This window comes from Rhodanobacter sp. B2A1Ga4 (assembly GCF_018101315.1).
In the GTDB taxonomy this organism is placed as follows: domain Bacteria; phylum Pseudomonadota; class Gammaproteobacteria; order Xanthomonadales; family Rhodanobacteraceae; genus Rhodanobacter; species Rhodanobacter thiooxydans_A.
On the sequence record NZ_JADBJR010000003.1, the window covers coordinates 94,519 to 119,989 of the forward strand.

Annotated in this window: 28 protein-coding genes, 1 pseudogene and 1 riboswitch; of the genes and pseudogenes, 7 read left to right on the forward strand and 22 right to left on the reverse strand. The window is 66.4% G+C overall.

The window, feature by feature from the left end; genetic code table 11:
• The first annotated feature begins 52 nt into the window (after positions 1-52).
• Positions 53-1,066, forward strand: coding sequence for an NAD(P)-dependent alcohol dehydrogenase (locus IMW82_RS11315; protein WP_211004509.1), 1,014 nt, complete (start codon positions 53-55; stop codon positions 1,064-1,066).
• 248 nt (positions 1,067-1,314) lie between these two features.
• On the opposite strand, the gene IMW82_RS11320 is transcribed toward IMW82_RS11315, so the two are convergent.
• From IMW82_RS11320 to glyA, 12 genes are all read right to left on the reverse strand, one after another.
• On the reverse strand, positions 1,315-2,106 hold the full coding sequence (locus IMW82_RS11320) for a hypothetical protein (RefSeq protein WP_211004510.1): 792 nt from the start codon (positions 2,104-2,106) through the stop codon (positions 1,315-1,317).
• Between the two features lie 274 nt (positions 2,107-2,380).
• Entirely contained in the window at positions 2,381-2,893 is a 513-nt protein-coding gene (locus tag IMW82_RS11325) for a phosphatidylglycerophosphatase A (protein WP_108472705.1), read from the reverse strand.
• On the reverse strand, positions 2,890-3,858 hold the full coding sequence (gene thiL, locus IMW82_RS11330) for a thiamine-phosphate kinase (RefSeq protein WP_211004511.1): 969 nt from the start codon (positions 3,856-3,858) through the stop codon (positions 2,890-2,892). The genes IMW82_RS11325 and thiL overlap by 4 nt, the downstream gene beginning before the upstream one ends.
• 10 nt (positions 3,859-3,868) lie before the next feature.
• Positions 3,869-4,405 carry a GNAT family N-acetyltransferase gene (locus tag IMW82_RS11335; RefSeq protein ID WP_211004512.1) on the reverse strand — a complete coding sequence of 179 codons (537 nt, stop codon included), beginning with the start codon at positions 4,403-4,405 and terminating at the stop codon, positions 3,869-3,871.
• Positions 4,405-4,851, reverse strand: coding sequence for a transcription antitermination factor NusB (gene nusB, locus IMW82_RS11340; protein ID WP_211004513.1), 447 nt, complete (start codon positions 4,849-4,851; stop codon positions 4,405-4,407). Before nusB ends, IMW82_RS11335 begins: the two co-directional genes overlap by 1 nt.
• The gene (gene ribE, locus IMW82_RS11345) at positions 4,851-5,312 is read right to left on the reverse strand and encodes a 6,7-dimethyl-8-ribityllumazine synthase (protein WP_211004514.1); all 462 of its coding nucleotides are present in this window, start codon (positions 5,310-5,312) and stop codon (positions 4,851-4,853) included. The genes nusB and ribE overlap by 1 nt, the downstream gene beginning before the upstream one ends.
• Before the next feature lie 193 nt (positions 5,313-5,505).
• Positions 5,506-6,450 carry a muramoyltetrapeptide carboxypeptidase gene (gene ldcA, locus IMW82_RS11350; protein WP_211004515.1) on the reverse strand — a complete coding sequence of 315 codons (945 nt, stop codon included), beginning with the start codon at positions 6,448-6,450 and terminating at the stop codon, positions 5,506-5,508.
• A 155-nt stretch (positions 6,451-6,605) separates the two neighbouring features.
• The gene (ribBA, locus tag IMW82_RS11355; protein WP_211004516.1) at positions 6,606-7,697 is read right to left on the reverse strand and encodes a bifunctional 3,4-dihydroxy-2-butanone-4-phosphate synthase/GTP cyclohydrolase II; all 1,092 of its coding nucleotides are present in this window, start codon (positions 7,695-7,697) and stop codon (positions 6,606-6,608) included.
• Between the two features lie 145 nt (positions 7,698-7,842).
• Positions 7,843-8,484, reverse strand: coding sequence for a riboflavin synthase (locus IMW82_RS11360; protein WP_211004517.1), 642 nt, complete (start codon positions 8,482-8,484; stop codon positions 7,843-7,845).
• A gap of 128 nt (positions 8,485-8,612) precedes the next feature.
• A riboswitch (FMN riboswitch) is annotated at positions 8,613-8,793 on the reverse strand.
• A gap of 109 nt (positions 8,794-8,902) precedes the next feature.
• A complete protein-coding gene (gene ribD / locus IMW82_RS11365; RefSeq protein ID WP_211004753.1) occupies positions 8,903-9,964 on the reverse strand; it encodes a bifunctional diaminohydroxyphosphoribosylaminopyrimidine deaminase/5-amino-6-(5-phosphoribosylamino)uracil reductase RibD in 1,062 nt (353 codons plus the stop codon).
• A 55-nt stretch (positions 9,965-10,019) separates the two neighbouring features.
• Positions 10,020-10,532: a transcriptional regulator NrdR gene (nrdR, locus tag IMW82_RS11370; RefSeq protein WP_108472696.1), complete on the reverse strand. Its 513-nt coding sequence runs from the start codon at positions 10,530-10,532 to the stop codon at positions 10,020-10,022.
• 99 nt (positions 10,533-10,631) lie between these two features.
• On the reverse strand, positions 10,632-11,885 hold the full coding sequence (gene glyA, locus IMW82_RS11375) for a serine hydroxymethyltransferase (protein WP_211004518.1): 1,254 nt from the start codon (positions 11,883-11,885) through the stop codon (positions 10,632-10,634).
• A gap of 188 nt (positions 11,886-12,073) precedes the next feature.
• Between glyA and ettA the strand changes: the two genes are divergently transcribed.
• Both ettA and pyrF read left to right on the forward strand, forming a co-directional pair.
• A complete protein-coding gene (ettA, locus tag IMW82_RS11380; protein ID WP_211004519.1) occupies positions 12,074-13,741 on the forward strand; it encodes an energy-dependent translational throttle protein EttA in 1,668 nt (555 codons plus the stop codon).
• A gap of 159 nt (positions 13,742-13,900) precedes the next feature.
• Complete coding sequence (pyrF, locus tag IMW82_RS11385) at positions 13,901-14,713, forward strand: orotidine-5'-phosphate decarboxylase (protein ID WP_211004520.1); 813 nt, start codon at positions 13,901-13,903, stop codon at positions 14,711-14,713.
• A 14-nt stretch (positions 14,714-14,727) separates the two neighbouring features.
• On the opposite strand, the gene IMW82_RS11390 is transcribed toward pyrF, so the two are convergent.
• From IMW82_RS11390 to IMW82_RS11405, 4 genes and pseudogenes are all read right to left on the reverse strand, one after another.
• On the reverse strand, positions 14,728-15,231 hold the full coding sequence (locus IMW82_RS11390; RefSeq protein ID WP_211004521.1) for a hypothetical protein: 504 nt from the start codon (positions 15,229-15,231) through the stop codon (positions 14,728-14,730).
• A 521-nt stretch (positions 15,232-15,752) separates the two neighbouring features.
• The gene (locus IMW82_RS11395) at positions 15,753-16,034 is read right to left on the reverse strand and encodes a DUF427 domain-containing protein (protein WP_211004522.1); all 282 of its coding nucleotides are present in this window, start codon (positions 16,032-16,034) and stop codon (positions 15,753-15,755) included.
• Positions 16,034-16,204 (reverse strand): annotated as a pseudogene (locus tag IMW82_RS11400) (peptide deformylase); the annotation flags it as partial. The gene IMW82_RS11395 and the pseudogene IMW82_RS11400, both read right to left, overlap by 1 nt.
• A gap of 17 nt (positions 16,205-16,221) precedes the next feature.
• The gene (locus tag IMW82_RS11405; protein WP_108472693.1) at positions 16,222-16,455 is read right to left on the reverse strand and encodes a hypothetical protein; all 234 of its coding nucleotides are present in this window, start codon (positions 16,453-16,455) and stop codon (positions 16,222-16,224) included.
• Between the two features lie 208 nt (positions 16,456-16,663).
• Between IMW82_RS11405 and IMW82_RS11410 the strand changes: the two genes are divergently transcribed.
• Positions 16,664-17,395, forward strand: coding sequence for a hypothetical protein (locus tag IMW82_RS11410; RefSeq protein ID WP_211004523.1), 732 nt, complete (start codon positions 16,664-16,666; stop codon positions 17,393-17,395).
• A 42-nt stretch (positions 17,396-17,437) separates the two neighbouring features.
• On the opposite strand, the gene IMW82_RS11415 is transcribed toward IMW82_RS11410, so the two are convergent.
• From IMW82_RS11415 to IMW82_RS11430, 4 genes are all read right to left on the reverse strand, one after another.
• Complete coding sequence (locus tag IMW82_RS11415; RefSeq protein WP_345777130.1) at positions 17,438-18,610, reverse strand: acyltransferase; 1,173 nt, start codon at positions 18,608-18,610, stop codon at positions 17,438-17,440.
• A gap of 94 nt (positions 18,611-18,704) precedes the next feature.
• The gene (locus IMW82_RS11420; protein WP_211004525.1) at positions 18,705-18,986 is read right to left on the reverse strand and encodes a DUF427 domain-containing protein; all 282 of its coding nucleotides are present in this window, start codon (positions 18,984-18,986) and stop codon (positions 18,705-18,707) included.
• The gene (def, locus tag IMW82_RS11425; protein ID WP_211004526.1) at positions 18,967-19,521 is read right to left on the reverse strand and encodes a peptide deformylase; all 555 of its coding nucleotides are present in this window, start codon (positions 19,519-19,521) and stop codon (positions 18,967-18,969) included. Before def ends, IMW82_RS11420 begins: the two co-directional genes overlap by 20 nt.
• 71 nt (positions 19,522-19,592) lie before the next feature.
• On the reverse strand, positions 19,593-20,402 hold the full coding sequence (locus IMW82_RS11430) for a DUF4197 domain-containing protein (RefSeq protein WP_211004527.1): 810 nt from the start codon (positions 20,400-20,402) through the stop codon (positions 19,593-19,595).
• A 172-nt stretch (positions 20,403-20,574) separates the two neighbouring features.
• On the opposite strand from IMW82_RS11430, the gene IMW82_RS11435 reads away from it, so the two are divergent.
• Positions 20,575-22,650 carry a carbon starvation CstA family protein gene (locus IMW82_RS11435; protein WP_211004528.1) on the forward strand — a complete coding sequence of 692 codons (2,076 nt, stop codon included), beginning with the start codon at positions 20,575-20,577 and terminating at the stop codon, positions 22,648-22,650.
• 10 nt (positions 22,651-22,660) lie between these two features.
• Positions 22,661-22,855 (forward strand): YbdD/YjiX family protein, encoded by a 195-nt coding sequence (locus tag IMW82_RS11440; RefSeq protein ID WP_108472687.1) that lies wholly within the window; start codon positions 22,661-22,663, stop codon positions 22,853-22,855.
• 87 nt (positions 22,856-22,942) lie between these two features.
• Here IMW82_RS11440 and IMW82_RS11445 read toward each other — a convergent pair whose 3' ends face one another.
• Positions 22,943-23,752 carry a class I SAM-dependent methyltransferase gene (locus IMW82_RS11445; protein WP_211004529.1) on the reverse strand — a complete coding sequence of 270 codons (810 nt, stop codon included), beginning with the start codon at positions 23,750-23,752 and terminating at the stop codon, positions 22,943-22,945.
• 299 nt (positions 23,753-24,051) lie between these two features.
• Here IMW82_RS11445 and IMW82_RS11450 point away from each other — a divergent pair, with 299 nt between their 5' ends.
• Entirely contained in the window at positions 24,052-24,576 is a 525-nt protein-coding gene (locus tag IMW82_RS11450) for a DUF2127 domain-containing protein (protein ID WP_211004530.1), read from the forward strand.
• Here the strand turns inward: IMW82_RS11450 and IMW82_RS11455 are convergent.
• On the reverse strand, positions 24,564-25,457 hold the full coding sequence (locus tag IMW82_RS11455; protein WP_211004531.1) for a DMT family transporter: 894 nt from the start codon (positions 25,455-25,457) through the stop codon (positions 24,564-24,566). The two genes, IMW82_RS11450 and IMW82_RS11455, sit on opposite strands and share 13 nt — an antisense overlap.
• Between the last annotated feature and the right edge of the window lie 14 nt (positions 25,458-25,471).

Genomic DNA, 25,471 nt, shown 5'->3' on the forward strand with positions numbered 1-25,471 from the left:
GGGCGCGACACAACGGCGTAATCTTGTGTTTCCCCCGCTACAGGAGTTCGCCATGTCCTCGATCACCGGCTGGGCCGCCAGCGCGGCTGGCCAAGCGCTGAAACTGGCCACGTTCGACGTGGGCGAACTGGGCGCCGAGGAAGTGGAGGTTGCCGTCGACTACTGCGGCATCTGCCATTCCGACCTGTCGATGATCCACAACGAATGGGGTGGTTCGCGCTATCCATTCATTCCGGGGCATGAAGTGGTCGGCCGGGTCGTCGCGCTGGGCGCGCAGGCGAAGGGTTTGTCGATCGGCCAGCGCGTCGGCATCGGCTGGACCGCCGAGAGCTGCATGCATTGCCGCCAGTGCCTGTCCGGCGACCAGAACCTGTGCGCGCAATCGGTGGCGACCATCGGCGGCCACCACGGCGGCTTCGCCGACAAGCTGCGCGCGCACTGGGCGTGGACGATCCCGCTGCCCGAAGGCCTCGACCTGGCCAGCGCCGGCCCGCTGCTGTGTGGCGGCATCACGGTGCTGAAGCCGTTCCTCGCCTACGACATCAAGCCTACCGCGCGGGTCGGCGTGGTCGGCATCGGCGGGCTGGGCCACATGGCGGTGAAGTTCGCCGCAGCGTGGGGCTGTGAGGTCACCGCGTTCACCTCCACCCTGGCCAAGGCCGACGAGGCGCGCGGCTTCGGCGCGCACCACGTGGTCGCCAGCCGCGACAGCGCCGCGATCAAAGCGATCGCCGGCTCGCTCGACCTGCTGCTGATCACTGTCAACGTGGCGATGGACTGGAACGCGCTGCTCGGCACACTCGCCCCGAAGGGCCGCATGCACGTGGTCGGCGCGGTGCTGGAGCCGATTCCGGTGCCGGCGTTCAGCCTGATCGGCAAGCAGCGCGAGGTGTCCGGCTCGCCCACCGGCTCGCCGGTCGACATCGCCCGCATGCTGGACTTCGCCGCCCGCCACGACATCCGCCCACAGGTGGAAATGTTCCCGATGGCGAAGGTCAATGACGCCCTTGCCCATCTGGAAGCAGGCAAGGCTCGTTACCGCATCGTGCTGGAAGCGGCCAGTTGAGCGCCTGCTGCACCACCCGGCGCAGGCGCTCGATGCCTGCGCCGGGTGTTCGTACCGCAGGCGCTGGCGCGGCCCCTTCCGGCGCTTCCCATGCATTACCGCCCGAGTATCGCAATCCAACGCGTAGCGCCGCTTCTTACCCTGGGGGCGCTCCGGATGCGGGCACCCGACGCAGCGCGACGGGCTTCGTGTCGAATCAGGACACGACACAAAACCGGCGCGCTGATGCCGGCATTCCGGGCCCGGGCTTACTCTTCCTTGAAACTGGTTACCGTCTTGCTTGTTTCGAGGCTGGGGTTTTTGGAATGAATGAGGATGGCAACGCCATACTTCTCAAGATAGCCATAGCGCGCGATGCCTATCACGACGCCATTGACGTTCAATGAATGACATTCCACGTCGTGCGCCGAGCCTTGAATCATCGGATTTATCTGCGAGGCCGGATAGGATTTGCCAGCCGAACAGTCGTAGCGGACCTCGATCGTTGCCGAACCAGGCATGTTGGTGGTCTCGGTCGCCGCATAGGAAAAATGCGAACCCTCGACCGAGCCATCAATGTGGCTGACGCTGATCATGTCAGCAATGGGCGGCATGGTCGTGGCATTCACCGAAATGCCTTGGGCGCGCAGCGCCATGACACCTCTATAGTTCAGCGCGAAGAAATAACTCTGCTCAAAACCATTCAATTTCGTCACGCCCACCTGCCTGACAAAACCATTGCCGGCATTCTCGTAAATGCTCTCCGACTCGGATGAAACCGGCACTGCCACACCCATCTTGTCGACCACGACCTTGGATTCGATGCTCATGCGCTTGAAGCCGACCGACTTCGCGCCGTGCTGCGTTATGGCGTCGAAAACGTTCTTCGGCAGCGTATCGGGCGAATACTGATGATGGAGGTAAGCATCCTTGTCATGCAGTGCAACGGCGACCGAGTTGGTCGGGTCTTGAGCAGGAACTCCCATGCCTTGCGCAAAAGCCGTCGACATGGGCAGTACCACGACCAAAGCCGTAAAAATATTCCTTGCGACGAAATCCATCCTTTTCCCCTGATTTTCAACTTGCATTCCTGGCCATCCGGAACGAAGCCAGCTGCAGAGGCCTGGTTGCGGACCTCCACTCCCCTTGCACCGGAATGGGACACAAAAACCGGTCCGATCATCATGCACGACGCTCTGCGAACCGTGCAAGATCATTGCAAATAAATCGCATACCGAAAGCTACGATCGACTGAAAATCCGATCGATGTTTCGTATTTATTTGCGACGCCGCGTTGAAAATCGATTCGCTACTCGACGTTTCCGGCTTGCAGCTTCATGCGCCGTATTCGAGTTTGAACGACAGGTACAGTACCGCCGCAGCAAAAACCCCGGCCACGACGTCATCCGCCATCACGCCCATGCCGCCCTTCACGCGCCGGTCCAGCCAGCGAATCGGCCACGGTTTCCACACGTCGAACAGGCGGAACAGCACGAAGCCGCATGCGATCGCCCACCACGGTGCGGGCAGCACCAGCAGCGGCAACAGCGCGATCCACTGGCCGATGAATTCGTCCCATACCAAGCTGCGGTGGTCATCGACGCCGAGCGCACGGCCGGCCACGTTGCAGGCCCACACGCCAACGGCAAAACCGGCCAGCAGCACAACCAGGTAGATCGGCAACGGCAGTTCACGCAGCAGCAGCCACGGCAGCAGCGCGACCAGCGAACCGAACGTACCCTGCGCTACCGGCGCCAGGCCCGAACCAAAGCCGCAGGCCAGCCAGCCCGCCGGCGTGGCCAGCAGGGCGCGCCGCTGGTCCGCGCTGAGGTGCTTCTTTGCGCTCACGCGAAATGCTCCCAGCCCGCTCGGTCCATCGCCAGCCACGAGCCATCGGTGGCACGCACACGCACACCTTCGCCTTCCACGATGCGGCCGATCTTCGTGGCGCCGCAGCCGAGCCGGGCCAGGCCGGCCTGCAGCTCGGCCACGCGGGCGGCCGGCACGGTGAAGCACAATTCGTAGTCGTCGCCGCCACTCAGCGCGAAGTGCAGCGCGGTGGCGTCGTCGTACAACTCCAGCAGCGCCGACGAACGCGGCAGCAAGGCGGCCTCGATCTCCGCCGCGACGCCGCTGGCAGTGCAGATGTGGCCCAGGTCGGCGAGCAGGCCGTCGGAGACGTCGACGCAAGCCGTAGCCTGCCCACGCAACGCCGTGCCGACCGCCAATCGCGGCGTCGGCCGGTTCAGCCGCTCGATCAGGAAGCCGCGCAGCCCGGCACGACCGTCGTCGTCGCGCGGCGGGTACTGCAGGGCATGCAGGCCGGCGGCCGCGTCGCCCAGCGTGCCGGTCACCAGCACGGTATCGCCCACCCGTGCGCCGGCGCGGGTGAGCGCCTGGCCCGGCGGCACGAAGCCGTGCACGGCCACACTGATCGTCAACGGCCCGCGAGTGGTGTCGCCACCGACCAGGGCCAGGCGGTGCGGCTGCGCCAGCTGCGCGAAGCCTTCGGCGAAACCCTCGACGAAGGCCGCGTCCGCGCTGGGCAAGGTCAGCGCCAGCAGCGCCCAGGCCGGGCTCGCCCCCATCGCGGCCAGGTCGGACAAATTTACTGCCAACGCCTTCCAGCCGATGTCGGCCGGCGCCGTGCCGCGAGGGAAATGCACGCCCTCGACCAGGGTGTCGATCGCCACCGCGAGCTCCTTCCCCGATGGTGGCGCCAGCACCGCAGCGTCGTCGCCGATGCCGATGCGCACGTCGTCACGGGGCTGCGCGGTAAGTTCGCGGAGGCGCTCGATCAGGCGGAATTCCATGGCGGCGCGGCTAGCGGGTAAATACCAGGGTGGGGCTGTCGTGATAGCTCGACGACTGCCACAGCCGGAAGCCGGCCTTCTCCGCCACGCGGATCGAGGCGCGGTTGTCCGGCGCGATGATGCAGACCGCGCGCAAGGTCGGCCGGTGCTGCTCCGCCCAGCCGATCGCGGCGGCCACGGCTTCGCTCGCATAGCCCTTGCCGTGCGCGTGCGACGCCAAGACCCAGCCGAACTCCAGCATGCCGTCCAGCGACGGTTGCAGGTCGCGCCTGAAGTCGGCGAACCCGATGTCGCCGATATAGCGTCCGGTGGACTTCTCTTCCACGGCCCAGTAGCCGTAGCCCAGCACGCTCCACAGACCCATGAACTGCAGGAATCGACGCCAGACTTCTTCCGCGGTCAACGGCCGGCCACCGATGAAGCGGGTCACCTCTGGATCGGACCAGATCGCGACGCGTTCGGCGTGATCATCGACACGATGCGCTCGCAACCGCAGGCGCTCGGTGTCGAGAACGGGAACAAGGAACAGCGGCTCCGCGCCGCTCATCAGCCGCGCTTCTCGACCGCGCGCAACTCGCCGGCCAGCTTGTCCAGCACGCCGTTGACGTAGCTGTGGCCGTGGTCGGCGCCGAAGCGCTTGGTGACCTCGATCGCCTCGTTGATGATCACCCGGTACGGCACGTCCGGGCGGAACTTCAGCTCGTAAGCGGCCAGCCGCAGCGCGGCGCGCTCGATCGGATCGACCTGCGCCACCTCGCGATCGAGGTGTGGGCGCAGGCTGGCGTCCAGTGCGTCGACGTTCTTCTCCACGCCGTGCAGCAGGTCCTCGAAGTACTCGAGGTCGGCCACTTCCATGTCCTGCTCATGGCGGAACTGGTCGATCACCGCATTCATGTGGCTGCCGCTCAACTGCCACGCATACAGCGCCTGCAGTGCACGGCGGCGGGCGCGCGAGCGCGCGGCCAGGTCGATGCCTTCGGGACGCGTGTGCATCACAGCTTGCCGTACAGGTTGACCATCTCGAGCGCGGCGACTGCGGCGTCGGCACCCTTGTTGCCGGCCTTGGTGCCCGCACGCTCGATCGCCTGCTCGATGCTGTCGGTGGTCAGCACGCCGAACGCCACCGGCACGCCGGAGCTGTAGGCGGCCTGGGCCAGGCCTTTGGCGCATTCGCCGGCGACGTAGTCGAAATGCGGCGTGGAACCGCGGATCACCGCGCCCAGCGCGATCACCGCGGCGTACTTGCCGGAGTTCGCCAGTTTGTGCGCGACCAGCGCGATCTCCCACGCACCCGGCACGCGGACCAGCTCGATCGCGTCGTCCTTCACGCCGTGGCGCACCAGCGCGTCGCGTGCGCCAGCCACCAGCGGTTCCACGACGAAGCCGTTGAAACGGCCGGCGACGATGGCAAAACGGCCTTTCGGGGTGGCGAAATCGCCTTCGATGGTCTTCATTGCGGATTTCCTTGATGGGGCGCGCGGCCCATGCAGATCGGCCATTTTACGGGTTTGTCCGCCCGCCTGCTCGCGCAGGCTGCCTCGCCAGCTCGCAGGGGAGGGTTGGGGTGGGGTTCGCTCTTGATCTTCAAGCAAGAGCCTTACCCCCTCCCAACCTCCCCCTGCCTTGCAGAGGGGAGGAGCCAAAGCATCAGGACTGAGGTGGCAAGTGCGGATAACCGCTGAAAGACAACTGCGCCTTGCCGCCAGCGACCTGCAGCCGCGCCGGCGCGCCGAACGGCAGGGTGAACTTGTCCGGCTCGTGGCCGATCGGCAGGCCGCCGATCACCGGCATCGCGCTGGCGCGGCGGATCTGCGCGAAGCTGTCGGCCAGGTCGTAGCCGTTGTCGTAGCCGCTGGGCCGGCACTGGCTGAAATCGCCCAGCAGCAGCGCACGCTGGCGTCCCAGCACGCCGGACAGATGCAACTGGTACAGCATCCGCTCGATTCGGAACGGCGGCTCGCCGACGTCTTCGACGAACAGGATGCCGCCGTCGATCCCGCGGCCATTTATGCCGGGGAAATACGGCGTGCCGAGCAGGCTGCACAGCACGGCCAGGTTGCCGCCCCACAGCGGGCCTTCCACGTCGAGATCGGCATCGGATGCAGTAGTCCACTCGACCTGCGTTGCCGGTGCGCGCACGGTGTCCCAGAAATGCCGCCAGGTGAATTCGCTGAGCGTCTCGGCGCCGAAATCGGCGCCGAGCATCGGGCCGCTGAAGGTGCACAGGCCGCTCTTTGCATGCAGTGCCAGCTGCAGGGCGGTGAAATCGCTGTGGCCGACCAGCAAGGTGTTGCCGCCGCCGAGCCGTTCGCGCAAGGCGTCGTAATGCAGCTGCGCCAGCAGGCGGGTGGCGCCGTAGCCGCCGCGGATCGCCAGCGCGATATCCGGCAGTTCGTCCAGCGTGGCCAGCGCATTGAGGTCGCCGGCCCGCTGCGCGTCGCTGCCGGCGTAGCGCTGCTCGCTGCGATCGAGCACCTCCAGGCTGCTCAATACGCAACCGGCCTCGCGCAAACGCGTCACGCCGCGCGTCATCGCGGCGCGATCGTGCGGGTAACCGGAGGGAGCGATCAGGCGGATGCGGGTTTCAGGCATGAGTCGATCATACGGTGCCGAAGCAATGGTTGCAGGGCGGCGTCATGGCGAATCGGAGCCGCTTCACAGGGCAGTCACCGCCCCCGCCCTGCATCAAGCACAAGACAAATGCAAAGGCCGGCGGGCAGTGCCCGCCCTGCGCAGCGGGAGTGGTTTCACACGTACTCCACCACTTCCAGCCCGAAACCGCCCAGCCCGACCATCTTGCGCGGCGTGCCCAGCACGCGCAGGCGGCGCACGCCGAGGTCGACCAAAATCTGCGCGCCGAGACCGAGCTGGCGCCATTCCTGCTGCTGCGCTTCTTCCGGCGCCTGCGTGCCGGGCTGGCGGTTGAGCCGGGCCAGCAGCGCCTCGGGGGTGTCCTCGCCGGACAGCACCAGCAGCACGCCGCGATCCTCGTCGGCGATGCGGCGCAAGGCCGCGGTGACGGTGAGGCCGAGGTCGTCGCGCTTCAGGTGCAGCACGTCGGACAGCGTATTGCGCACGTGCACGCGGGTCAGCACCGGCGCACCGTCGTTGACCTTGCCGCGTACCAGCGCGTAGTGCAGGCCACGGCGGATCGCGTCGCGGTAGGCGACCAGGCGGAACGGGCCGAACTCGGTGTCCACGTCTTCCTCGTGCACGCGCTGCACGGTTTTCTCGGTCTCCAGGCGGTAGCGGATCAGGTCGGCGATGGTGCCGATCTTCAGGCCGTGCTTCTGCGCGAAGATCTCCAGCTCCGGCCGGCGCGCCATCGAGCCGTCCTCGTGCAGGATCTCGATCAGCACCGCCGAAGGCTCCAGTCCGGCCAGCGCGGCCAGGTCGCAGCCGGCCTCGGTGTGTCCGGCGCGGGTCAGCACGCCACCGGGTTGCGCGGTGAGCGGGAAGATGTGGCCCGGCTGCGACAGATCCTGCGGCTTCGCGTCCGACTTCACCGCTACCTGGATCGTGCGTGCGCGGTCGTGCGCCGAGATGCCGGTGGTGACGCCCTCGGCCGCCTCGATCGAAACGGTGAAGTTGGTGTGGTAGGCCGAGGTGTTGTCGCTGACCATCGGGCGCAGGCCGAGCTGGCGCGTGCGCTGCTCGGTGAGGGTGAGGCAGAGCAGGCCGCGCGCCTCGCGCACCATGAAGTTGACGTCCTCCGGCCGCACCATCTGCGCGGCCATGATCAGGTCGCCCTCGTTCTCGCGGTCCTCGTCGTCGAGGATGACGACCATGCGGCCGGCGCGGAGGTCGTCGAGGATGTCGGGGATGGAGTTGAAAGCCATGGGTATTCCTTTGAGGAAGATGTTCCCCCTCCCCTGCTTGCAGGGGAGGGTTGGGGAAGGGTTCGCTCTTGATCGGGTCCGTCAAAATCAAGAGCCTTACCCCCTCCCAACCTCCCCCCTGCCTTGCAGGGGGAGGGGCAAAAGGTCAGGCAAAGCCGTGCTGCTTGAGGAACGCCTCGTCCAGCCTCGGCGTCTCGCCGCTGGACAGCAGCCGCTCGATGTAACGCGCCACCACGTCGACTTCGATGTTCACCGCATCGCCCACGCGGCGCGCATGGAATGCGGTGTGCTCGACCGTGTGCGGGATCAGGTTGACGCCGAAGCGCGACCCGGCGACCTCGTTGACGGTGAGGCTGGTGCCGTCGATGCAGACCGAGCCTTTCGCCGCGATGTAGCGCGACAGCGCCGCCGGCACTTCGAAGGTCCAGCGCTGCGAGCGGCCATCGGGCGTGATCGAAACCACCTTGCCAAGGCCGTCGACGTGACCGGAGACCAGGTGCCCGCCCAGCCGGTCGGCCAGGCGCAGCGCCTTCTCCAGGTTCACCGGGTCACCGGCCTTCAGCTGGCCCAGCGAGGTCAGCGACAAGGTCTCGTTGGAGACATCCGCGCTGAAACCGCGCGGCTCCAGCGTGATCGCGGTGAGGCACACGCCGGACACGGCGATCGAATCGCCCAGCTGCACGTCGGCAAGATCGAGGTCGGCGGTATCGACGGCCAGCCGCACGTCGCCGCCGCGCGGTTCGAGCCACACCACGCGGCCCACGGACTGGATGATGCCGGTGAACATCAGCGCACCTCCGACCGGAGGGTGATGGACTGCATGATGGCGATGGCTTTCATGAAACGTATCCCGCATGTTGTGAGCGAGTACGCCTCAAGGCATGAGGCCTGGCAAGCGCCGTTAAGCGCCCGCCGTGCCGTCTTCTCTTTATCCGGACTGTGAGGAAGCGGTCGTCCGCTTCCAACCGTCGGCTCCGGAATCCGACCGGATCTGCTGACCTTCCGGCATGACCGGAAGCGCTCGCGGGCTCGCCCCAAACCGTAAAAACCGGGGCCTACCGCCGGTGGGGAATTTCACCCCGCCCTGAAGACGCTATGTAGTGTTTGCCGGCAAGGCCGGCTGGCGCAGTCTAGCACCGCCGTCACGCCGGCTCGCGTGCCACCGTGGCGGATGCAGCGTTCGCCGGGGCGCACGCCCGAATGGCTCACGCCGGGCGCAGCTGCAGCCGCCAGTCGGCGCCGAGCATCCGCTGGTCGACCACCTGCAACTGCCAGCGCCGCGCCATCTCGTCGAGCGTGGGCAGCTGCAGTAGCGGGCGGGCGCTGTCACCCAGCAGCAGCGGGGCGATGTAGAGCAGCAGCTCGTCGACCAGGCCGGCGGCGAACAGCGCGCCGCACAGGATCGGCCCGGCCTCCACGTGGACCTCGTTGCAGCCGCGCCCGGCCAGCAGGGCCAACACCGCGCGCAGGTCGAGCACATCGTGCTGCGTGGCTAGCACCATCCGCTCGACCTGCGTGAAGCGCCCATCGTTGCAGGAGGCCGCCGCCCCGTGCAGCAGCAGGGTTGGCGCCGAACCGTCCAGCACGTGGCTGCCGGCCGGCGTGCGCAGCTGGCGGTCCAGCACGACGCGCAGCGGCGGCACGAACGGCGCGGCGTCGGGCCAGCGCACGGTGAGCCGCGGATCGTCAGCCAGCACGGTGCCGCTGCCGGTGAGGATCGCCGAGCTGCGCGCGCGCCAGCGCTGCACGTCGGCGCGCGCAGCCGCACCGGTGATCCATTTCGATTCGCCGCTGGCCAGCGCAGTGCGCCCGTCCAGGCTCATCGCCAGCTTCACCCGCACGAACGGACGTCCGCGCTCGATCCGGCTGAAGAAGCCGCAGTTCAGCTCGCGCGCCGCTTCGCGCATCAGGCCGGATTCGACGGCGATGCCGGCGGCGCGCAGCTTGCCGATGCCGCGGCCGTCGACCTGCGGGAACGGATCCTCCGCCGCGATCACTACCCGTGACACGCCGGCGGCCACCAGAGCATCGGCGCACGGCGGCGTGCGTCCATGGTGCGCACATGGCTCCAGCGTCACGTAGGCAGTAGCGCCGCGCGCGCGCCCGCCCGCTTCGCGCAGCGCGTATACCTCGGCATGCGGCTCGCCGGCGCGCTGGTGAAAGCCGGTGCCGACCACCTCGTCGCCGCGTGCGATCACGCAGCCCACGCGCGGGTTGGGCTGGGTGGTGAACAGGCCGCGTCTGGCCAGGCGCAAGGCGTGCGCCATGTGGGCGTGGTCTACCGCCGAAAAAGAGTCGGTCACGATGCCGCGCCCCTGGCTGTCACTTGCCTTCGCGTTTGCCGCCGCCCAGCAACGGCAACTGCAGTTCGGCCAGCCCGGGAAGGTCGCGCTCCAGGCGCTCGATCTCCTCGCGGAACGCGTGCACGTCCTCGAACTTGCGGTAGACCGAGGCGAAACGCACGTAGGCGACCTGGTCGAGGTTCTTCAGCTCGCGCATCACCAGTTCGCCCACTTGGCGCGACGGCACCTCGCGCTCGCCGCTGCGGCGCAGGTCGTTGACGATGGCGCGTACCGCCGCGTCCACCGCGTCGCTGGTCACCGGCCGCTTCTGCAGCGCGCGCTCGAAACTCACCCGCAGCTTGCGCTCGTCGAACGTCTCGCGCCGCTCGCCGCTCTTCACGACCGTCGGCAGCTTCAGCTCGGCCGTCTCGAACGTGTTGAAGCGTTCACCACATTGCTCGCACTCACGACGACGACGCACACTGCTGCCGTCCTCGGTCAGCCGGGAGTCGATGACGCGGGTGTCTTCATGCTGGCAGAAGGGGCAATGCATTTTTTACGGAATTCGGGATGGGAATTTGGGGTTTCGGAAAAAGCACAAGCTCACGGAACCCGGGACTCTTCCGAATCCCGACTCCCCAATCCCTGCACCTCAGCCATACACCGGAAACTTCCGGCACTGCGCCGTCACCGCCTCGCGCACGCGGGCGATCACCGCCTCGTCGTTCGGCGCGTCCAGCACATCGCAGATCCAGTTCGCCAGTTCGGTCACGTCCGCTTCCATGTAGCCGCGGGTGGTGACGGCCGGGGTGCCGACGCGCAGGCCGGAAGTGACGAAGGGCTTGCGCGGGTCGTTCGGCACCGCATTCTTGTTGACCGTGATGTGCGCCTTGCCCAGCGCTTCCTCAGCGGCCTTGCCGGTGACCTCGCGACCGATCAGGTCGACCAGCATCAGGTGGTTCTCGGTGCCGCCGGAGACGATCTTGTAGCCGCGTGCGATGAAGGTCTTCGCCATCACCTTGGCGTTCTTCACCACCTGGGCCTGATAGGTCTTGAACGCAGGCTCCAGCGCCTCCTTGAACGCCACCGCCTTGGCCGCGATCACGTGCATCAGCGGGCCGCCCTGGATGCCGGGGAACACGATCGACTGCAGCTTCTTCTCGATCTCCTCGCCGGCACCCTTGGCCACGATGATGCCGCCGCGCGGGCCGCGCAGGGTCTTGTGGGTGGTCGAGGTGACCACGTGCGCATGCGGCAGCGGGCTGGGGTAAACACCCGCGGCGACCAGGCCGGCGACGTGCGCCATGTCCACGAACAGATACGCGCCGACCTTGTCGGCGATGGCGCGGAAACGCGCCCAGTCCATCACCTGCGAATAGGCGGAGAACCCGGCCACGATCATCTTCGGCTGGTGCTCCACGGCGAGGCGCTCGACCTCGTCGTAGTCGACCAGGCCGTTCTCGTCGACGCCGTACTGCACCGCGTCGAGGATCTTGCCAGAGAGGTTCACCTTGGCGCCGTGAGTGAGATGGCCGCCGTGGGCCAGGCTCATGCCGAGGATCTTGTCGCCCGGCTGCAGCAGCGCGAAGTACACCGCCTGGTTCGCCTGCGAGCCGGAGTGCGGCTGCACGTTGGCGTAGTCGCAGTCGAACAGCTGCTTCAGCCGCTCGATCGCCAGCTTCTCGGCGACGTCCACATACTCGCAGCCGCCGTAGTAGCGCTTGCCCGGGTAACCCTCGGCGTACTTGTTGGTGAGCTTGGAGCCCTGTGCTTCCATCACCCGCGGGCTGGCGTAGTTCTCCGAGGCGATCAGCTCGACGTGATCTTCCTGGCGCTGGCCCTCGTCGGCGATGGCCTGGGCCAGTTCGTCGTCGTAACCGGCAATCGTGCAGTCCTTGGGGAACATTCTGGCCTCGGCAGGTGGTGGGGGATTAGCCGGAAAGTGTAGCGCTGCCGGGCGTTTGCGGCCACCGCCGGGCGGACCCGGGCGGCGGCATCGGCGCAGGGCCGCAAGCCGCTATAATGTGCGGTTTGACGAATTCCCTTTCCGTGCCGACCCAAGCAGGCGGTGCGGCGCACGCCTTCGGAGGTTGCATGAGCTCGCAGTACATCTACACCATGAACGGGGTCAGCAAGATCGTCCCGCCGAAGCGGCAGATCATCAAGGACATCTCGCTCAGCTTCTTCCCCGGCGCGAAGATCGGCCTGCTCGGCGTCAACGGCGCGGGCAAGTCCACCGTGCTGAAGATCATGGCCGGCGTGGATACGGATTTCCAGGGCGAGGCACGCGCGCAGCCGGGTACCAAGATCGGCTACCTGGCACAGGAGCCGGACCTGAACCCGGCGAAGACCGTGCGCGAAGTGGTCGAGGAAGGCGTCTCCGAAATCCTCGACGCGCAGAAGCGGCTGGAAGAGGTCTACGCCGCCTACGCCGAGGACGGCGCGGATTTCGACAAGCTGGCCAAGGAACAGGAACAGCTGGAAAACCTGCTGGCTGCGAACGACGCGCACGCGCTGGAGCGCCAGTTGGAAGTGGCCGCCGACGCGCTGCGCCTGCCGGCGTGGGACGCGGTCATCGGCCCGCTGTCCGGCGGCGAGAAGCGCCGCGTGGCGCTGTGCCGCCTGCTGCTGTCCAAGCCGGACATGCTGCTGCTGGACGAACCGACCAACCATCTGGACGCCGAGTCGGTGGACTGGCTGGAGCAGTTCCTGCACGACTACCCCGGCACCGTGGTGGCAGTTACCCATGACCGCTACTTCCTCGACAACGCCGCCGAGTGGATCCTCGAACTCGACCGCGGCCGCGGCATTCCGTGGAAGGGCAACTACACCGAATGGCTGGAGCAGAAGGATGCCCGCCTGAAGCAGGAAGCGAATCAGGAAAAGTCGCGCCAGAAGGCGATCGCGAAGGAGCTGGAGTGGGTGCGCTCGGCCGCCAAGGGCCGCCAGTCCAAGGGCAAGGCCCGCCTGGCCCGCTTCGAGGAACTGAACTCGGTCGACTACCAGCGCCGCAACGAGACGAATGAAATCTTCATCCCGCCGGGCGAGCGCCTGGGCCAGGAGGTGATCGAATTCAAGAACGTGACCAAGTCGTTCGGCGACCGCGTGCTGATCGAAGATCTGTCGTTCAAGGTGCCGCCGGGCGCCATCATCGGCGTGATCGGCCCGAACGGCGCCGGCAAATCCACCCTGATGAAGATGATCATGGGCAAGGAAACGCCGGACTCGGGCGAGGTGAAGCTGGGCCACACCACCAAGTTGGCCTACGTCGACCAGTCGCGCGATGCGCTCGACCCGAAGAACAACGTGTGGCAGGAAGTGTCCGGCGGTTCGGACATCCTCACCATCGGCAACTTCGAGATCCAGTCGCGCGCCTACATCGGCCGCTTCAACTTCAAGGGCACCGACCAGCAGAAGATCGTCGGCAGCCTGTCCGGCGGCGAGCGCGGCCGCCTGCACATGGCCAAGACCCTGCTGCAGGGCGGCAACGTGCTGCTGCTCGACGAACCGTCCAACGACCTCGACGTGGAAACCCTGCGTGCACTGGAAGACGCGCTGCTGGAATTCCCCGGCGCGGCGATCGTGATCTCGCATGACCGCTGGTTCCTCGACCGCATCGCCACCCACATCATCGCCTTCGAAGGCGACTCGCACGTGGAGTTCTTCCCCGGCAACTACAACGAATACGAGGCCGACAAGAAGCGACGTCTGGGCGATGAAGGTGCGCGGCCGCACCGCGTGAAGTACAAGAAGCTGGCCTGACGCCCCTGCTCCCTCCCCTGCTCGCAGGGGAGGGTTGTGACCGAAGGGAATCCCTTGTGGAGGGTGGGGTCGCTCTCCGTCACGCAAGATCAAGAGCCTCACCCCCTCCCGACATCCCCCTGCGATGCAGGGGGAGGAGAAGATCACGGAGACCTCGCGATGCACTTCATGCAATCACTCCAGCAGGCCTGGGCCCGCAACGACTCACTGGTCTGCGTCGGCCTCGATCCGGAACCGGCGAAATTCCCCGCGCACCTGCGCGACACACCCGACGCGGTGTTCGCGTTCTGCGCTGCCATTGTCGACGCCACCGCCGATCTGGTCTGCGCGTTCAAGCCGCAGATCGCGCACTTTGCCGCGCTGCGTGCCGAGAACGCGCTGGAGCGGCTGATCGCGCACATCCACGCGAAGCATCCCGGCGTGCCGGTGATCCTCGACGCCAAGCGCGGCGACATCGGCTCCACCGCGCAGCACTACGCCAGCGAGGCATTCGAGCGCTACCGCGCCGATGCGGTGACGCTGAACCCCTACCTCGGCCGCGACTCGATCCAGCCCTTTCTCGACCGCGCCGACAAGGGCGTGATCCTGCTCTGCCGTACCTCCAACCCTGGCGGCGCGGATTTCCAGGCGCTGGATTGCGGTGGCATGCCGCTCTATCTGCGTGTGGCCGAGACGGTTGCACGCGAGTGGAACGGCCATGGCAACTGCGCGCTGGTCACCGGCGCCACCTGGCCGGAGGAACTGGGCAAGGTGCGCGCGCTGGTCGGCGACATGCCGCTGTTGGTACCCGGCATCGGCGCCCAAGGTGGCGACGTGGCGGCCGTGCTGGAACACGGCGCCAACGCAGACGGTACCGGCCTGATGATCAGCTCTTCGCGCGCGATCCTCTACGCCGGCCACGACGAGGATTTCGCCGAAACTGCGCGCACCGCCACGCTGAAGCTGCGCGCTCAGATCAACGCCCATCGTTAATCTTGAGTCAAACGTCAGTAGTCGAGACTGCCGCCAAGTTTTCCGCATAGCTTGGCAAGATGGGCCAGCGCATTCTTGTAATCTTTATGCGCTTCCATCACAAACGGGCCGACCTTCACAGGTTGAACGAAGTGTGCCCCAGTCGGATGCAAACCCTTCGACGAGTACAAGTATCGTCTACTGCTCGTACTGAACGGATCAAGCTCATTCATTTTTTTCGCGTACCCACCGGCAAGCAAGGCATTGCCGACTTGTCTGTACAAATCGGGTACCGAAACAGCAGAAATTCTGTTGCCGTCAAACACGACTTCGATGCCGCGTTCACGAGGGCTCCTGAGCCTGTGAGACTCCGATGGGTCTTCGCCCCCTCTGCCCTTTTCTGCGGCGCTGTGATCGTCCTTTTTCTTCCATGCTTCCAAAAGCTGCTCAATTACCTCGGGCACTGTTGTTACGAATGCTCCACCCGCGAGTGCCTGCAGCTCCTCGTGAAGGGCCTTTGAGAGTGTGATGGTTGGCATGACTTTCTCCGGTGTACGGCATAACGCCGCAAAACCAATTTATAAAATGGTTTTGCGGTTGTCAACTTTTCACTCCACGACGGCCGCACTCAACACCCCGGAGTCCTGCACTACTTCGCTTCGTAGTGGATGAGTACCGTGCTAGCCAAGCCGGCAACAAAGATGATTTTGCGGCTGCGGCGCATACCGCCGATGCCACGTTGTCCGAGACACTCAACTGGCTTCGCTGATTCCTTCCTGCTGCACAAGCGACTGATGGGTATTCAGCCGCCAGCGCGCCAGGCAACAGCCGACCGCACAGCCAGCACAAGGGCAGCGCCAGCACATAACCGTCATGCAGCAGGTGCCATAGCAACACGCTGTCCAGCAGGGCCGCCACCAGCCCGGTCACACTGAGTCATCCCGGCAGGGTGCAGGTGCGCGATCGTGGTTCGGGTCGATTCCGCTGGCGGCATGTCGGGGGTGTTCTCTCGGGCGTGCCGCATCATCTGCGAGCACTGCGCCCGCGGCAACCGGGGTGGTCAGCCCGCCACCTCAACACCACGCCAGAACGCCACACGATCCTTGATCTGCACGGCAGCATCCTTCGGTTGCGGGCAGTACCAGGCCGCTTGCGGATTGACCGCATCGCCGACAACAAGGTCGTAGTAACTCGCCGTGCCCTTCCATGGATAGACACTGTGATGATCGCTGTCGCGGAAATACTCGCGTCGGAGCGAGTTGGCAGGGAAATAGTGATTGCCTTCGACCCCCACCGTATCGTTACTTTCTGCGAGTACAGTGCCATTCCACGTTGCGCGCATCAGCCGTCTCCCATGTTCTGGCCCGGAAACGGCACCTCGGTATAGCCGAACTTGCCGAAGTCGGTGATGCGAGAGGGGTACAGCCAACCGATCAGGTGGTCACACTCGTGCTGCACCACGCTGGCGTGGAAGCCTTCGGCGGTGCGTTCGATGCGCGCTCCCTTCGAGTCGCGCACCGGCACCGCGGTCAGCCCGCCGCCGTCTTCGCCGCCTGCAGCGTCTTCGTTTTCAGATCCAGCGTGTCGGCCGCATCCAGCAGCGCCCGCGCGAAGCTGCGCACCTCGGCGGGACGCAAGGCATACCAATTGCCGCTCTTGCCGGCCTCGTCCAGTTTGCGCCCCGCACGGGACACGCAATGCGGCCGGAAGATCACCATGCCGGTCAGCGCTTCCGAGCTGATGTCCGCCGAGACGATCTGCATGTGCGTTTCATCTTCTTTCTTCACCGAATTTCTCCCGGGCAGACATCCGCCCTCAAGCAGCTTACGCCACCGCAAGTTCAGGCGGTGTTTCCGCGTGCATCAGCAGCCCGCACAGCCGCGGTAAGCTGTGCGAGCTGCGCGTATCCACGGCAGGTCGCGTCGCGACTGCCCGGCGCAGCCTCCCCAACCCGGAAAAGGAAGACAACGCATGTCCGAACAGACCGACGTCCGCGTGGAAGACTGGAACCGCTTGCAACGGGAAGTAGCGCGTTTGCGCATCCTGGTGATCATCGCCCTGCTGGCGGTGATCGCACTGGCTGCCGTGTCATGGCTGCGCAAACCAGACACACCGACCAGACCGGACCCGATTCTCCGGGCACAGGGCCTGGTGATCACCGATGCGCAGGGGCACGACCGCATCCTGATCGGCGCACCGGTACCGGCCAGCAAGGATCGCCTGCGCAAGGACGATGCCTCCGACGGCATCATCTTCCTCGGCGCGACCGGTGCGGACCGCTTCGCCCTCGGGCAAATGCCCGCACCCTTCATTGGTGGCAAGAGCTACAAGCGCATCGGTGATGGCGACAACTACGGCTTGACGCTGTACGACACGAAGGGCAATGAGCGCGGCGGCATGGGCTACATGGGCATGGGCCGTGCCGTGTTCGGACTGGACCGGGCCACTCCACCCTACGATGCGATCGGCATGATGGTCGACGACAAGGAAGGCTTTGCCGGGATGATCATCAACTACGGCGATCCCAAGGCGAAGGACACCGGCATCGAATTGGGCACCGATACCAACAGCGCCCACATCAAGCTCAACGGCAAGGACGGCCTCCCGCGCGCGCAGCTGGACCTCGACGGGACGAACAAGCCGGCGTGGCGGTTCGACGACGCGGAATCGGCAGCCAAGGCCGCGCAGGATCAAAAGCACTGACGGCAACAATGCCCTTGCACAGCCAGCGGCTGCACAAGGGCATCAGTCGGCCGCGATGCGCACCGGCAAGCGTGGCCCGACGACAGCCGGTGCACGCAACAGCCTGGCGCGCAACCAACGCTCGCACGGCAGCGACAGCCAGCGCTCCACTGCCATGCCAAGCAGCCAGCACAGCGGCAGCGCCATCAGGTACCACAGGAAACCCCAGCGCGGCTCGCTCCCGGTCCACCGGTACAAGCGCACCACCGCGAACACCACGAACATGTGGCTGAGGTAGATCTCGTAGCTCAGGCGCCCCCACGAGCGCAGCCAGCCCCACCCGCGCACCGGCCGCCAGTTGCCCCGCAACTGCCGTTGCTGGCTGGCCAGCAGCAGGCACAGCGTCGACAGCGCCAGTACCAGCAGATAACCGTCATGCAGCAGGTGCCACAACGCCGAACCGTCCAGCATGACCGCTGCGAGCCCGATCGCACCGAGCCATCCCAGCAGGATGCCGGTGCGCCGTGGCGGTGCCGGCCAGTGCGATGCCAGCACCGCACCGAGCACACCGATGGCGATCGCCGACATGCCGGGCAGGTACGCCTTCTCCTGCCAGATCTCGTTGCCGCGCAAGGCGGCGTGCGTCCATGGCATCGACAACGCGAGAATCATCAGCAGCGGCAGCAGGACCCAGCGTCGCTGCGTGAGCAGGCACACCAGCGGAAAGCCGAGATAGAACACCTCCTCGATCGACAGCGACCACAGCACGTCCCAGTTGCCCGGCAGGTAGCCGGTCTGCCCCTCGTACCAGTTCAGGTGCAGGCCGAGCGCGGCGAAGATCGCTCGCGGCAGCGACTGGTTCGCGTGGATGATCGTGTAATCGTGCACGCCCGCCATGTGTAGCACGCTCAGCACGGCCACCAGCACCAGCAGGCACGGCACGATGCGGGCGAAGCGCCGCGCATAGAACGCGCGCACGTCGATGCGGTCGAGACTGCCCCAGCGGCGCAGCGCATTGCCCGCGATCAGGAATCCCGAGATCACGAAGAATACGAAGACTGCCTCGTAACCGTTGTAGTTCAGCCGGCTCAGCAACCAGGCTGGCAGCACATCGGCCAGCGCGGTGGTTTTCAACGGTATTCGCAAACCGAGGTGATTGAACACCACCAGCACGATCGCCAGCCCGCGCAACAGGTCGATGCCGGGGTTGCGGGCGCTGGCATCGGGATGAATCACGGTCCGGGTCGATTCCGCTGGCGGCATGTCGGGGGATGTTCTCTCGGGCGTGCCGCATCATCGGCGAGCGCTGCGTCCGCGGCAACCGGGGCGGTCAGCCCACCACCTCAACACCATGCCAGAAGGCCACGCGACCCTTGATCTGCGCGGCGGCATCCTTCGGTTGCGGGTAGTACCAGGCCGCTTGCGGATTGACCGCATCACCGACAACCAGGTCGTAGTAACTCGCCGTGCCCTTCCATGGACAGACACTGTGATGATCGCTGTCGCGGAAATACTCGCGTCGGAGCGAGTCGGCGGGAAAATAGTGATTGCCCTCGACCACCACCGTATCGTTGCTCTCTGCGAGCACGGTGTCATTCCACGTTGCGCGCATCAGCCGTCTCCATGTTCTGGCCCGGAAACAGCACCTCGGTATAGCCGAACTTGCTGAAGTCGGTGATGCGCGACGGGTACAGCCGGCCGATCAGGTGGTCGCATTCGTGCTGCACCACGCGGGCGTGGAAGCCTTCGGCGGTGCGTTCGATGCGCGCTCCCTTCGGGTCAACGCCTTCGTAGCGGATCAGCGTGTAGCGGTTCACCGCGCCGCGCAGGCCGGGCACGGACAGGCAGCCTTCCCAGCCCTCCTCCATGTCCTGCGACAGCGGCGTAATCACCGGGTTGAGCAGGATCGTGCGCGGCACTTCGGGGGCGTCGGGGTAGCGTTCGGAATGCTCGAAGCCGAAGATCACCAGCTGCAGGTCGACGCCGATCTGCGGCGCGGCCAGGCCGACGCCGCCGGCGGCCTGCATGGTCTCGAACATGTCGGCGATCAGCGCGTCGAGTTCGGCGCTGCCCAGCATCGCGTTGGGCACCAGCGGCGCGATGCGCAGCAGGCGCGGATCGCCCATCTTGAGGATTTCACGGATCATGCGCTGCCTCGTCGTCGGGAAGGTCACGGCCTGCGATGGTGCCCGCTCCTGCGTGAACGCCGGCCGCCCGCTCAGCGGCTGCCGAACACCTTCTTCAGCAGGTCGGTGGTGCGCGCGCCCGGGTTGTGGCGGATCGACTGTTCCTGCTCGCCGATGGTGGTGAACAGGCCGTCCAGGGTCTTCGCCGTCACGTAGTCGTCCAGGTTCAACGGGTTGCCCGCCGTCTTGCTGGCGGATTTTCCACCCAGCGCACTCAGCGAGCCCAAGGCACCGCCCAGCGCACCACCGCCGCTGCCGGAGGTGAACGCCTTGTACTTCTGGGTGACGCCGACGCTGTCGGTGGCCTTGGCCACGATCGGATGGATGCGCGCGGTCAGCGCATCGCCGGCGACGCGGCGGAAGAAGTCGGTGGCCGCGTGGTCGCCGCCGGTGAGGATGCCGCGCGCGTCATCCAGGGTCATCTTGCGGATCGCGTCGCCGAAGATCTCGGCCACCTGCGGCACCGCCTTCTCGGCCGCGCGGTTCATGCTCAGCTCGAACGCATCGACCTTGGCGCCCTGGCCCAGCTCGCGCGCCAGCTTGCCGGCCTGTTCGAGCTTGCCCGGCAGCGGGATGCGTACCTTGCTGTTGTTCCAGAAGCCGCCGTCGCGACCGAGGCTGTTGATCGCGTTGGTGGTGCCCTTGGCCAGTGCCTCCTTGAGGCCGGCGGCGATGTCACTGGTCGGCAGGTTGCTGCCGAGCTGTGATGAACTGGACGCATGCGTCGACTGCCTGACCTTGTTCAGCAGGTCCTTGAACTGACCGGAACCGGTGGCCGTCAGCGGCAGCGCGGCGACCGTGAGGGCGAGGCTCAGCAAACCGTAGCGAACCGCAATGCGCATGACGAATTCCTTGTGGCCGGCGGGGCGGCCAGTGTAGCGCCGCCGCCTCGTCACGGCGTGACGACGCGGACCTCGCTATTCGACCAAAGGCTAATGCCGATTGGCCGGTTTCGGGATTGACCATCGCGGCCGGCGGGATGAATCTTGCAGCACTGTCCAGGAGAACCCGCCCATGCAAGCCGCCGTCATGCCCAAACCCAGCCCGGCCAGCAAGATATTGTGGGTCGCCATCGCCATCGTCGGCGCGTTCTGCCTGGGCGTGGTGGCGCTGCGCCGGGGCGAGCCGATCAACGCGATCTGGCTGGTCGCCGCGTCGATCGCCATCTTCGTGATCGGCTACCGCTTCTACGGCAAGTTCATCGAGCACTCGGTGCTGCGGCTCGATCCCACCCGCGCGCCGCCCTCGGTGCTGCGCAATGATGGCCTGGACTACGTGCCCACCGACAAGTGGGTGGTGTTCGGCCACCACTTCGCCGCGATCGCCGGTGCCGGCCCGCTGGTCGGCCCGGTGCTGGCCGCGCAGATGGGCTACCTGCCCGGCACGATCTGGATCCTGTTCGGCGTGGTGTTCGCCGGCGCGGTGCAGGATTTCATGATCCTGGGTCTGTCATTGCGCCGCGACGCGCGCTCGCTCGGCCACATGCTGCGCGAGGAGCTGGGCCCGATGCCCGGCATCGTGGCGATGATCGGCGTGCTGGTACTGATGATGATCGTGCTGGCGGTGCTGGCACTGGTGGTGGTCAAGGCGCTCACGCACAGCCCGTGGGGCACGTTCACGGTCGCTGCCACGATCCCGATTGCGTTCCTGATGGGCGGTTACATGCGCTGGTTCCGCCCGGGCCGGATCCTGGAAGTGTCGATCATCGGCCTGGTGCTGCTGCTGGCCTCGATCTGGGTCGGCCGTTACGTGGCCGAATCGGCCACGCTGGCGCCGCTGTTCGACTTCGACGCCAAGGCGCTGGCCTGGTGGCTGATCGGCTACGGCTTCTGCGCCTCGGTGCTGCCGGTGTGGCTGCTGCTGGCGCCGCGCGATTATCTGTCCACCTTCCTCAAGATCGGCACCATCGCGCTGCTGGCGCTGGCGATCTTCCTGTCCGCGCCGATGCTGCAGATGCCGGCGGTGACGAAATTCATCGACGGCACCGGCCCGGTGTTCGCCGGCAACCTGTTCCCGTTCCTGTTCATCACCATCGCCTGCGGCGCGGTCTCCGGCTGGCACTCGATCATCGCCTCGGGCACCACGCCGAAGCTGCTGGCCAACGAAGGCCAGGCCCGTCTGGTCGGCTACGGCGGCATGCTGATGGAGGCGTTCGTGGCGATCATGGCGCTGGTCGCCGCCGCCTCGCTGCACCCGGGCGTGTACTTCGCGATGAATGCGCCGAGCGCGATCATCGGTACCACCGTGCAGGACGCGGCCACCACGATCAGCCAGTGGGGCTTCGTGGTAACCCCGGACGAATTGATCCAGACCGCCAAAAACATCGGTGAGGGCAGCATCCTCAGCCGCGCCGGCGGTGCGCCGACGCTGGCCGTGGGCATGGCCCAGCTGCTGCACAACATCCTGCCCGGCGGCGGCATGATGGCGTTCTGGTACCACTACGCGATCCTGTTCGAAGCGCTGTTCATCCTGACCACGGTCGATGCCGGCACCCGCGTGGGCCGCTTCATGATCCAGGAGATCGCCGGCCTGATCCACAAGCCGCTGCAGGAAACCGAATCGTGGACCGGCAACCTGCTGGCCACCGCGATCTGCGTGGCGCTGTGGGGCTACTTCCTGTACCAGGGCGCGGTCGATCCGCTCGGCGGCATCAACACGCTGTGGCCGCTGTTCGGTATCGCCAACCAGATGCTGGCCGCGATCGCGCTGATGCTGGCCACCGTGGTGGTGGTGAAACTCAAGCGCGAGCGCTACGTGTGGGTGCCGGGCATCCCAGCGCTGTGGCTGATCATCTGCACGCTCACCGCCGGCTACGAAAAGCTGGTCGGCCCGATCAGCTTCACCGCCGCCGCCAACAAGTACGCGGCCGCGATGCAGCAGGGCAAGCTGCTGGCCCCGGCCAAGACCCAGGCCGCGATGCAGCAGATCGTCACCAACAACTACGTGGATATGGTGATGACAGGCCTGTTCATGGTGCTGGTCGTGGCGATGGTGATCTTCTGCCTGCGCGCCGCAATCAGGGGCTGGCAGACCAACCACCCGACCGCGCACGAGGAACCGTACGTGGCGCTGGGCAGCGTGGCTGGCTGAGGACGACGCGATGAACGCGAACTTCCAGTCCGTGCGCAAGTGGGCGGTGCAAACCGCCCGCCTGTGCTGCGGCGTGCCCGACTACGACGTCTACGTGAAGCACCTGCGCGAGCATCACCCCGAACGCGAGGTGCCCAGCTACAAGGAGTTCTTCCGCGAGCGGCAGGAAGCGCGTTACAAGGGCGGCGGCGGACGCTGCTGCTGAGCATTCGCAAGCCCCTCTGCTGTCACGGGAGGGGTGAGCGCACCGGAATATCTGCCAGTGCGGCCACGGTTCGCCGCCGCGCCGCGCTCAGGGTTTGCGCGCCACGACGATCTGGCTGATCGGCATGAACTCGTCCAGCTGCTGCTTGAGCTGCTGTCCCTGCGGCATGTCCAGCAGTGCCTGCCAGGCGGCGGTCCAGTGATCGAGCACCGGATGGGCGGGGTCATACAGCTCCACCCGGCAACCCCAGAACAGCGCCCACCAGATCGACCAGAAGAAGCCGTGCTGGGTGTGCTCCATCACCACCAGGCCGGCGTCGCTGACCCACCGGGCCAGCTCATCGCGATCGATCACCCGCAGCGCGCCACCGGGTTGCCCACGGTATTCCGGCGGCAACACCTTTTCCTGCAACCCCTCCTGCAGCGCGCCGGGTACGCTGAGCAGGTAGATGGCGCCGGAAGCACCGATCCGCACCAGCTCGGCCAGCACTTGGCGCGGATCATCGACGTGCTGCAACACCTCGGTGCAGATCACCCGCGTGGCCAAGCCATCGTCCAGCGGCAGCGGGTTCGCGTCGCTGACCAGCGCGGCATGCGTGCCGCGGCCTTCGACGCTCAACCGGGCACGCACCTCGCGGATCACCTGCGGCTCCCGGTCAATGGCGTAGACAAGCGCTCCGTGACGCGCGCAGAACACGCTGTTGACGCCGGCGCCGCAGCCGACGTCCACCACCACGTCACCGGCGCCGATCGGCATGCCGCGGAACAACTCGCCGCTGTCCTCGCGATACCAGCCGCCGAGTTTCGCGTCGCGCAGGCCGACGGCCGACGGGCCGCGCGGCATGGGTTCGCCCGCGTCCGTGGCGACGGCAGGGGAATGCTCGACGGGATGCGACATGGCTGGCCTCCGGAACGGGAAAACGGTCACATCGGGCGCAGGCTCGCTTCCTGGTCTCCCATGAGCGACTCCGGCTCGCCCACCCGATGCACGTAGTCTGGCAGCCTGATGCGAGATAGCGGCATGGAGGATAGTGAATTCACGCCAGCTGCCCCTGGCTTCCCGTTTTCACTACCGTACAGCGGCAACGCATCGAGTGCGGGCCAGGCGTCCGCTGTCCCGCACGGCCATGACATCTCCCACAGGCCGGTCCGCCCCGGATCGGCGACAATACGGACTGCTCACCCAGTCACCACCCGATGTCCATTCCCGAATCCACCGGCGCCCCCGCGGCGGTCGCGTCCGGCCAGCACCATGCTGGCCTGCGGATCATCGCCATCTACGAAATCGTCAAGACCGTCTGCCTGGTCCTGGTGGCGATGGCGGCCTTTCACCTCGACCGCCAGCAGAACTTCGAACAACTGGTGCACTGGCTGGAACATCTCTCGCTGGCCGACAGCAACAGCCTGCGCTGGAAGCTGGTCGGCCTGCTGCAGGATTTCGGGCCCAGCCGGTTCGTGGCGGTCGGTGTGGTCGCACTGGGCTACGCCGTGCTGTTCGGCATCGAAGGCATCGGTCTGTGGCGGGGCAAGTACTGGGCCGAGTGGTTCACCGTGATCGCCACCGGCTCGCTGATCCCGCTGGAACTGTACGAGACCCTGCACCGCTTCGGCTGGCTCAAGCTGGCCACCCTGGTCGGCAATGTGGCAATCGTGGTGTACCTGGTGCGCGTGGCGCTGCAGACGCGAGCGGCACGACATGCATCGAAGCCTCACACCTCGTGATGCGCCGCCTCGGCGGATAGCGCCGCACGTCGCGGCATCAGCTCGACCAGGTACATCGCCGCCAGGATCAGCCCGCCGCCGGCGAGCATGCGCCAGCTGATCACGTCGCTGCCCAGCAGCACCGCGAACGCGGCGGCGAATACCGGTTCGGTAGTCATCACGATGGCCGCACGCGCAGCGGGCAGGTGCGATTGCGCCCAGGTCTGCATCAGCATCGCGCCGGCGCCGGCGACCAGCGCCATGTACAGCACGGCGAACCAGGCGCCGCGATCGGGCGGCAGCACCGGCCCGTGCGGTGCGGTGGCGAGCAGGCAGACCGCGGCGATCGCCACCATCTGCACCGCCGACAGGCCGAACGCCTCGCCCTGCCGCGACCACTGGCCGAGCAGCACGATGTGCAGCGCGTACAGCGCCGCCGAGGCCAGTGTCAGCCACACGCCGAGATCCACCGAGACGCCGTTGAGCGACAACAGCGCCAGCCCCGCGGTGGATAGCGCCACCGCCAGCCACACCACGCCAGCCATGCGCTGGCCGAGCAGCAGCAACGCCAGGATCGGCGTGAACACCACGTACATGCCGGTGGCGAAACCGCTGACGCTGGGCGCGATCAGCGACAGCCCCCAGGTCTGCAGCAACTGGCCGATGCCGTAGATCGTGCCCAGCAGCAGGCCGCGCGCAACCTGTCCGCGGCCGAGCCGCCATACCGGCCGGGCGAACAGCACCAGCATGGCCATCGCGGCGATCACGAAGCGCACGGCCAGAAAATCCGCCACCGGCATGCGCCCGATCACGTCCTTGATCAGCACGAAGGTGGAGCCCCACACGGCGGTCATCGCCAGCAGGCCGAGGGTAGCGAGGAGGGAGGTGGTGCGTGCGTTCATGGGGTGGGAAGTGA

Coding starts and splice junctions, on each gene's coding strand:
- IMW82_RS11430 (WP_211004527.1), bottom strand. CDS start 20,402: ATGCGCATTGCGGTTCGCTACGGTTTGCTGAGCCTCGCCCTCACGGTC.
- ribD (WP_211004753.1), bottom strand. CDS start 9,964: ATGGCGCACGCCTTGCGCCTGGCCAGACGCGGCCTGTTCACCACCCAG.
- def (WP_211004526.1), bottom strand. CDS start 19,521: ATGATCCGTGAAATCCTCAAGATGGGCGATCCGCGCCTGCTGCGCATC.
- IMW82_RS11440 (WP_108472687.1), top strand. CDS start 22,661: ATGAACGCGAACTTCCAGTCCGTGCGCAAGTGGGCGGTGCAAACCGCC.
- nusB (WP_211004513.1), bottom strand. CDS start 4,851: ATGCACACGCGTCCCGAAGGCATCGACCTGGCCGCGCGCTCGCGCGCC.
- IMW82_RS11405 (WP_108472693.1), bottom strand. CDS start 16,455: ATGCAGATCGTCTCGGCGGACATCAGCTCGGAAGCGCTGACCGGCATG.
- ribBA (WP_211004516.1), bottom strand. CDS start 7,697: ATGGCTTTCAACTCCATCCCCGACATCCTCGACGACCTCCGCGCCGGC.
- glyA (WP_211004518.1), bottom strand. CDS start 11,885: ATGTTCCCCAAGGACTGCACGATTGCCGGTTACGACGACGAACTGGCC.
- IMW82_RS11410 (WP_211004523.1), top strand. CDS start 16,664: ATGTCCGAACAGACCGACGTCCGCGTGGAAGACTGGAACCGCTTGCAA.
- IMW82_RS11320 (WP_211004510.1), bottom strand. CDS start 2,106: ATGGATTTCGTCGCAAGGAATATTTTTACGGCTTTGGTCGTGGTACTG.
- ribE (WP_211004514.1), bottom strand. CDS start 5,312: ATGAAGACCATCGAAGGCGATTTCGCCACCCCGAAAGGCCGTTTTGCC.
- IMW82_RS11315 (WP_211004509.1), top strand. CDS start 53: ATGTCCTCGATCACCGGCTGGGCCGCCAGCGCGGCTGGCCAAGCGCTG.
- IMW82_RS11435 (WP_211004528.1), top strand. CDS start 20,575: ATGCAAGCCGCCGTCATGCCCAAACCCAGCCCGGCCAGCAAGATATTG.
- IMW82_RS11420 (WP_211004525.1), bottom strand. CDS start 18,986: ATGCGCGCAACGTGGAATGACACCGTGCTCGCAGAGAGCAACGATACG.
- IMW82_RS11335 (WP_211004512.1), bottom strand. CDS start 4,405: ATGAGCGGCGCGGAGCCGCTGTTCCTTGTTCCCGTTCTCGACACCGAG.
- IMW82_RS11455 (WP_211004531.1), bottom strand. CDS start 25,457: ATGAACGCACGCACCACCTCCCTCCTCGCTACCCTCGGCCTGCTGGCG.
- IMW82_RS11450 (WP_211004530.1), top strand. CDS start 24,052: ATGTCCATTCCCGAATCCACCGGCGCCCCCGCGGCGGTCGCGTCCGGC.
- pyrF (WP_211004520.1), top strand. CDS start 13,901: ATGCACTTCATGCAATCACTCCAGCAGGCCTGGGCCCGCAACGACTCA.
- ldcA (WP_211004515.1), bottom strand. CDS start 6,450: ATGCCTGAAACCCGCATCCGCCTGATCGCTCCCTCCGGTTACCCGCAC.
- IMW82_RS11360 (WP_211004517.1), bottom strand. CDS start 8,484: ATGTTCACCGGCATCATCCAGTCCGTGGGCCGCGTGGTGTGGCTCGAA.
- IMW82_RS11445 (WP_211004529.1), bottom strand. CDS start 23,752: ATGTCGCATCCCGTCGAGCATTCCCCTGCCGTCGCCACGGACGCGGGC.
- ettA (WP_211004519.1), top strand. CDS start 12,074: ATGAGCTCGCAGTACATCTACACCATGAACGGGGTCAGCAAGATCGTC.
- thiL (WP_211004511.1), bottom strand. CDS start 3,858: ATGGAATTCCGCCTGATCGAGCGCCTCCGCGAACTTACCGCGCAGCCC.
- IMW82_RS11395 (WP_211004522.1), bottom strand. CDS start 16,034: ATGCGCGCAACGTGGAATGGCACTGTACTCGCAGAAAGTAACGATACG.
- nrdR (WP_108472696.1), bottom strand. CDS start 10,532: ATGCATTGCCCCTTCTGCCAGCATGAAGACACCCGCGTCATCGACTCC.
- IMW82_RS11390 (WP_211004521.1), bottom strand. CDS start 15,231: ATGCCAACCATCACACTCTCAAAGGCCCTTCACGAGGAGCTGCAGGCA.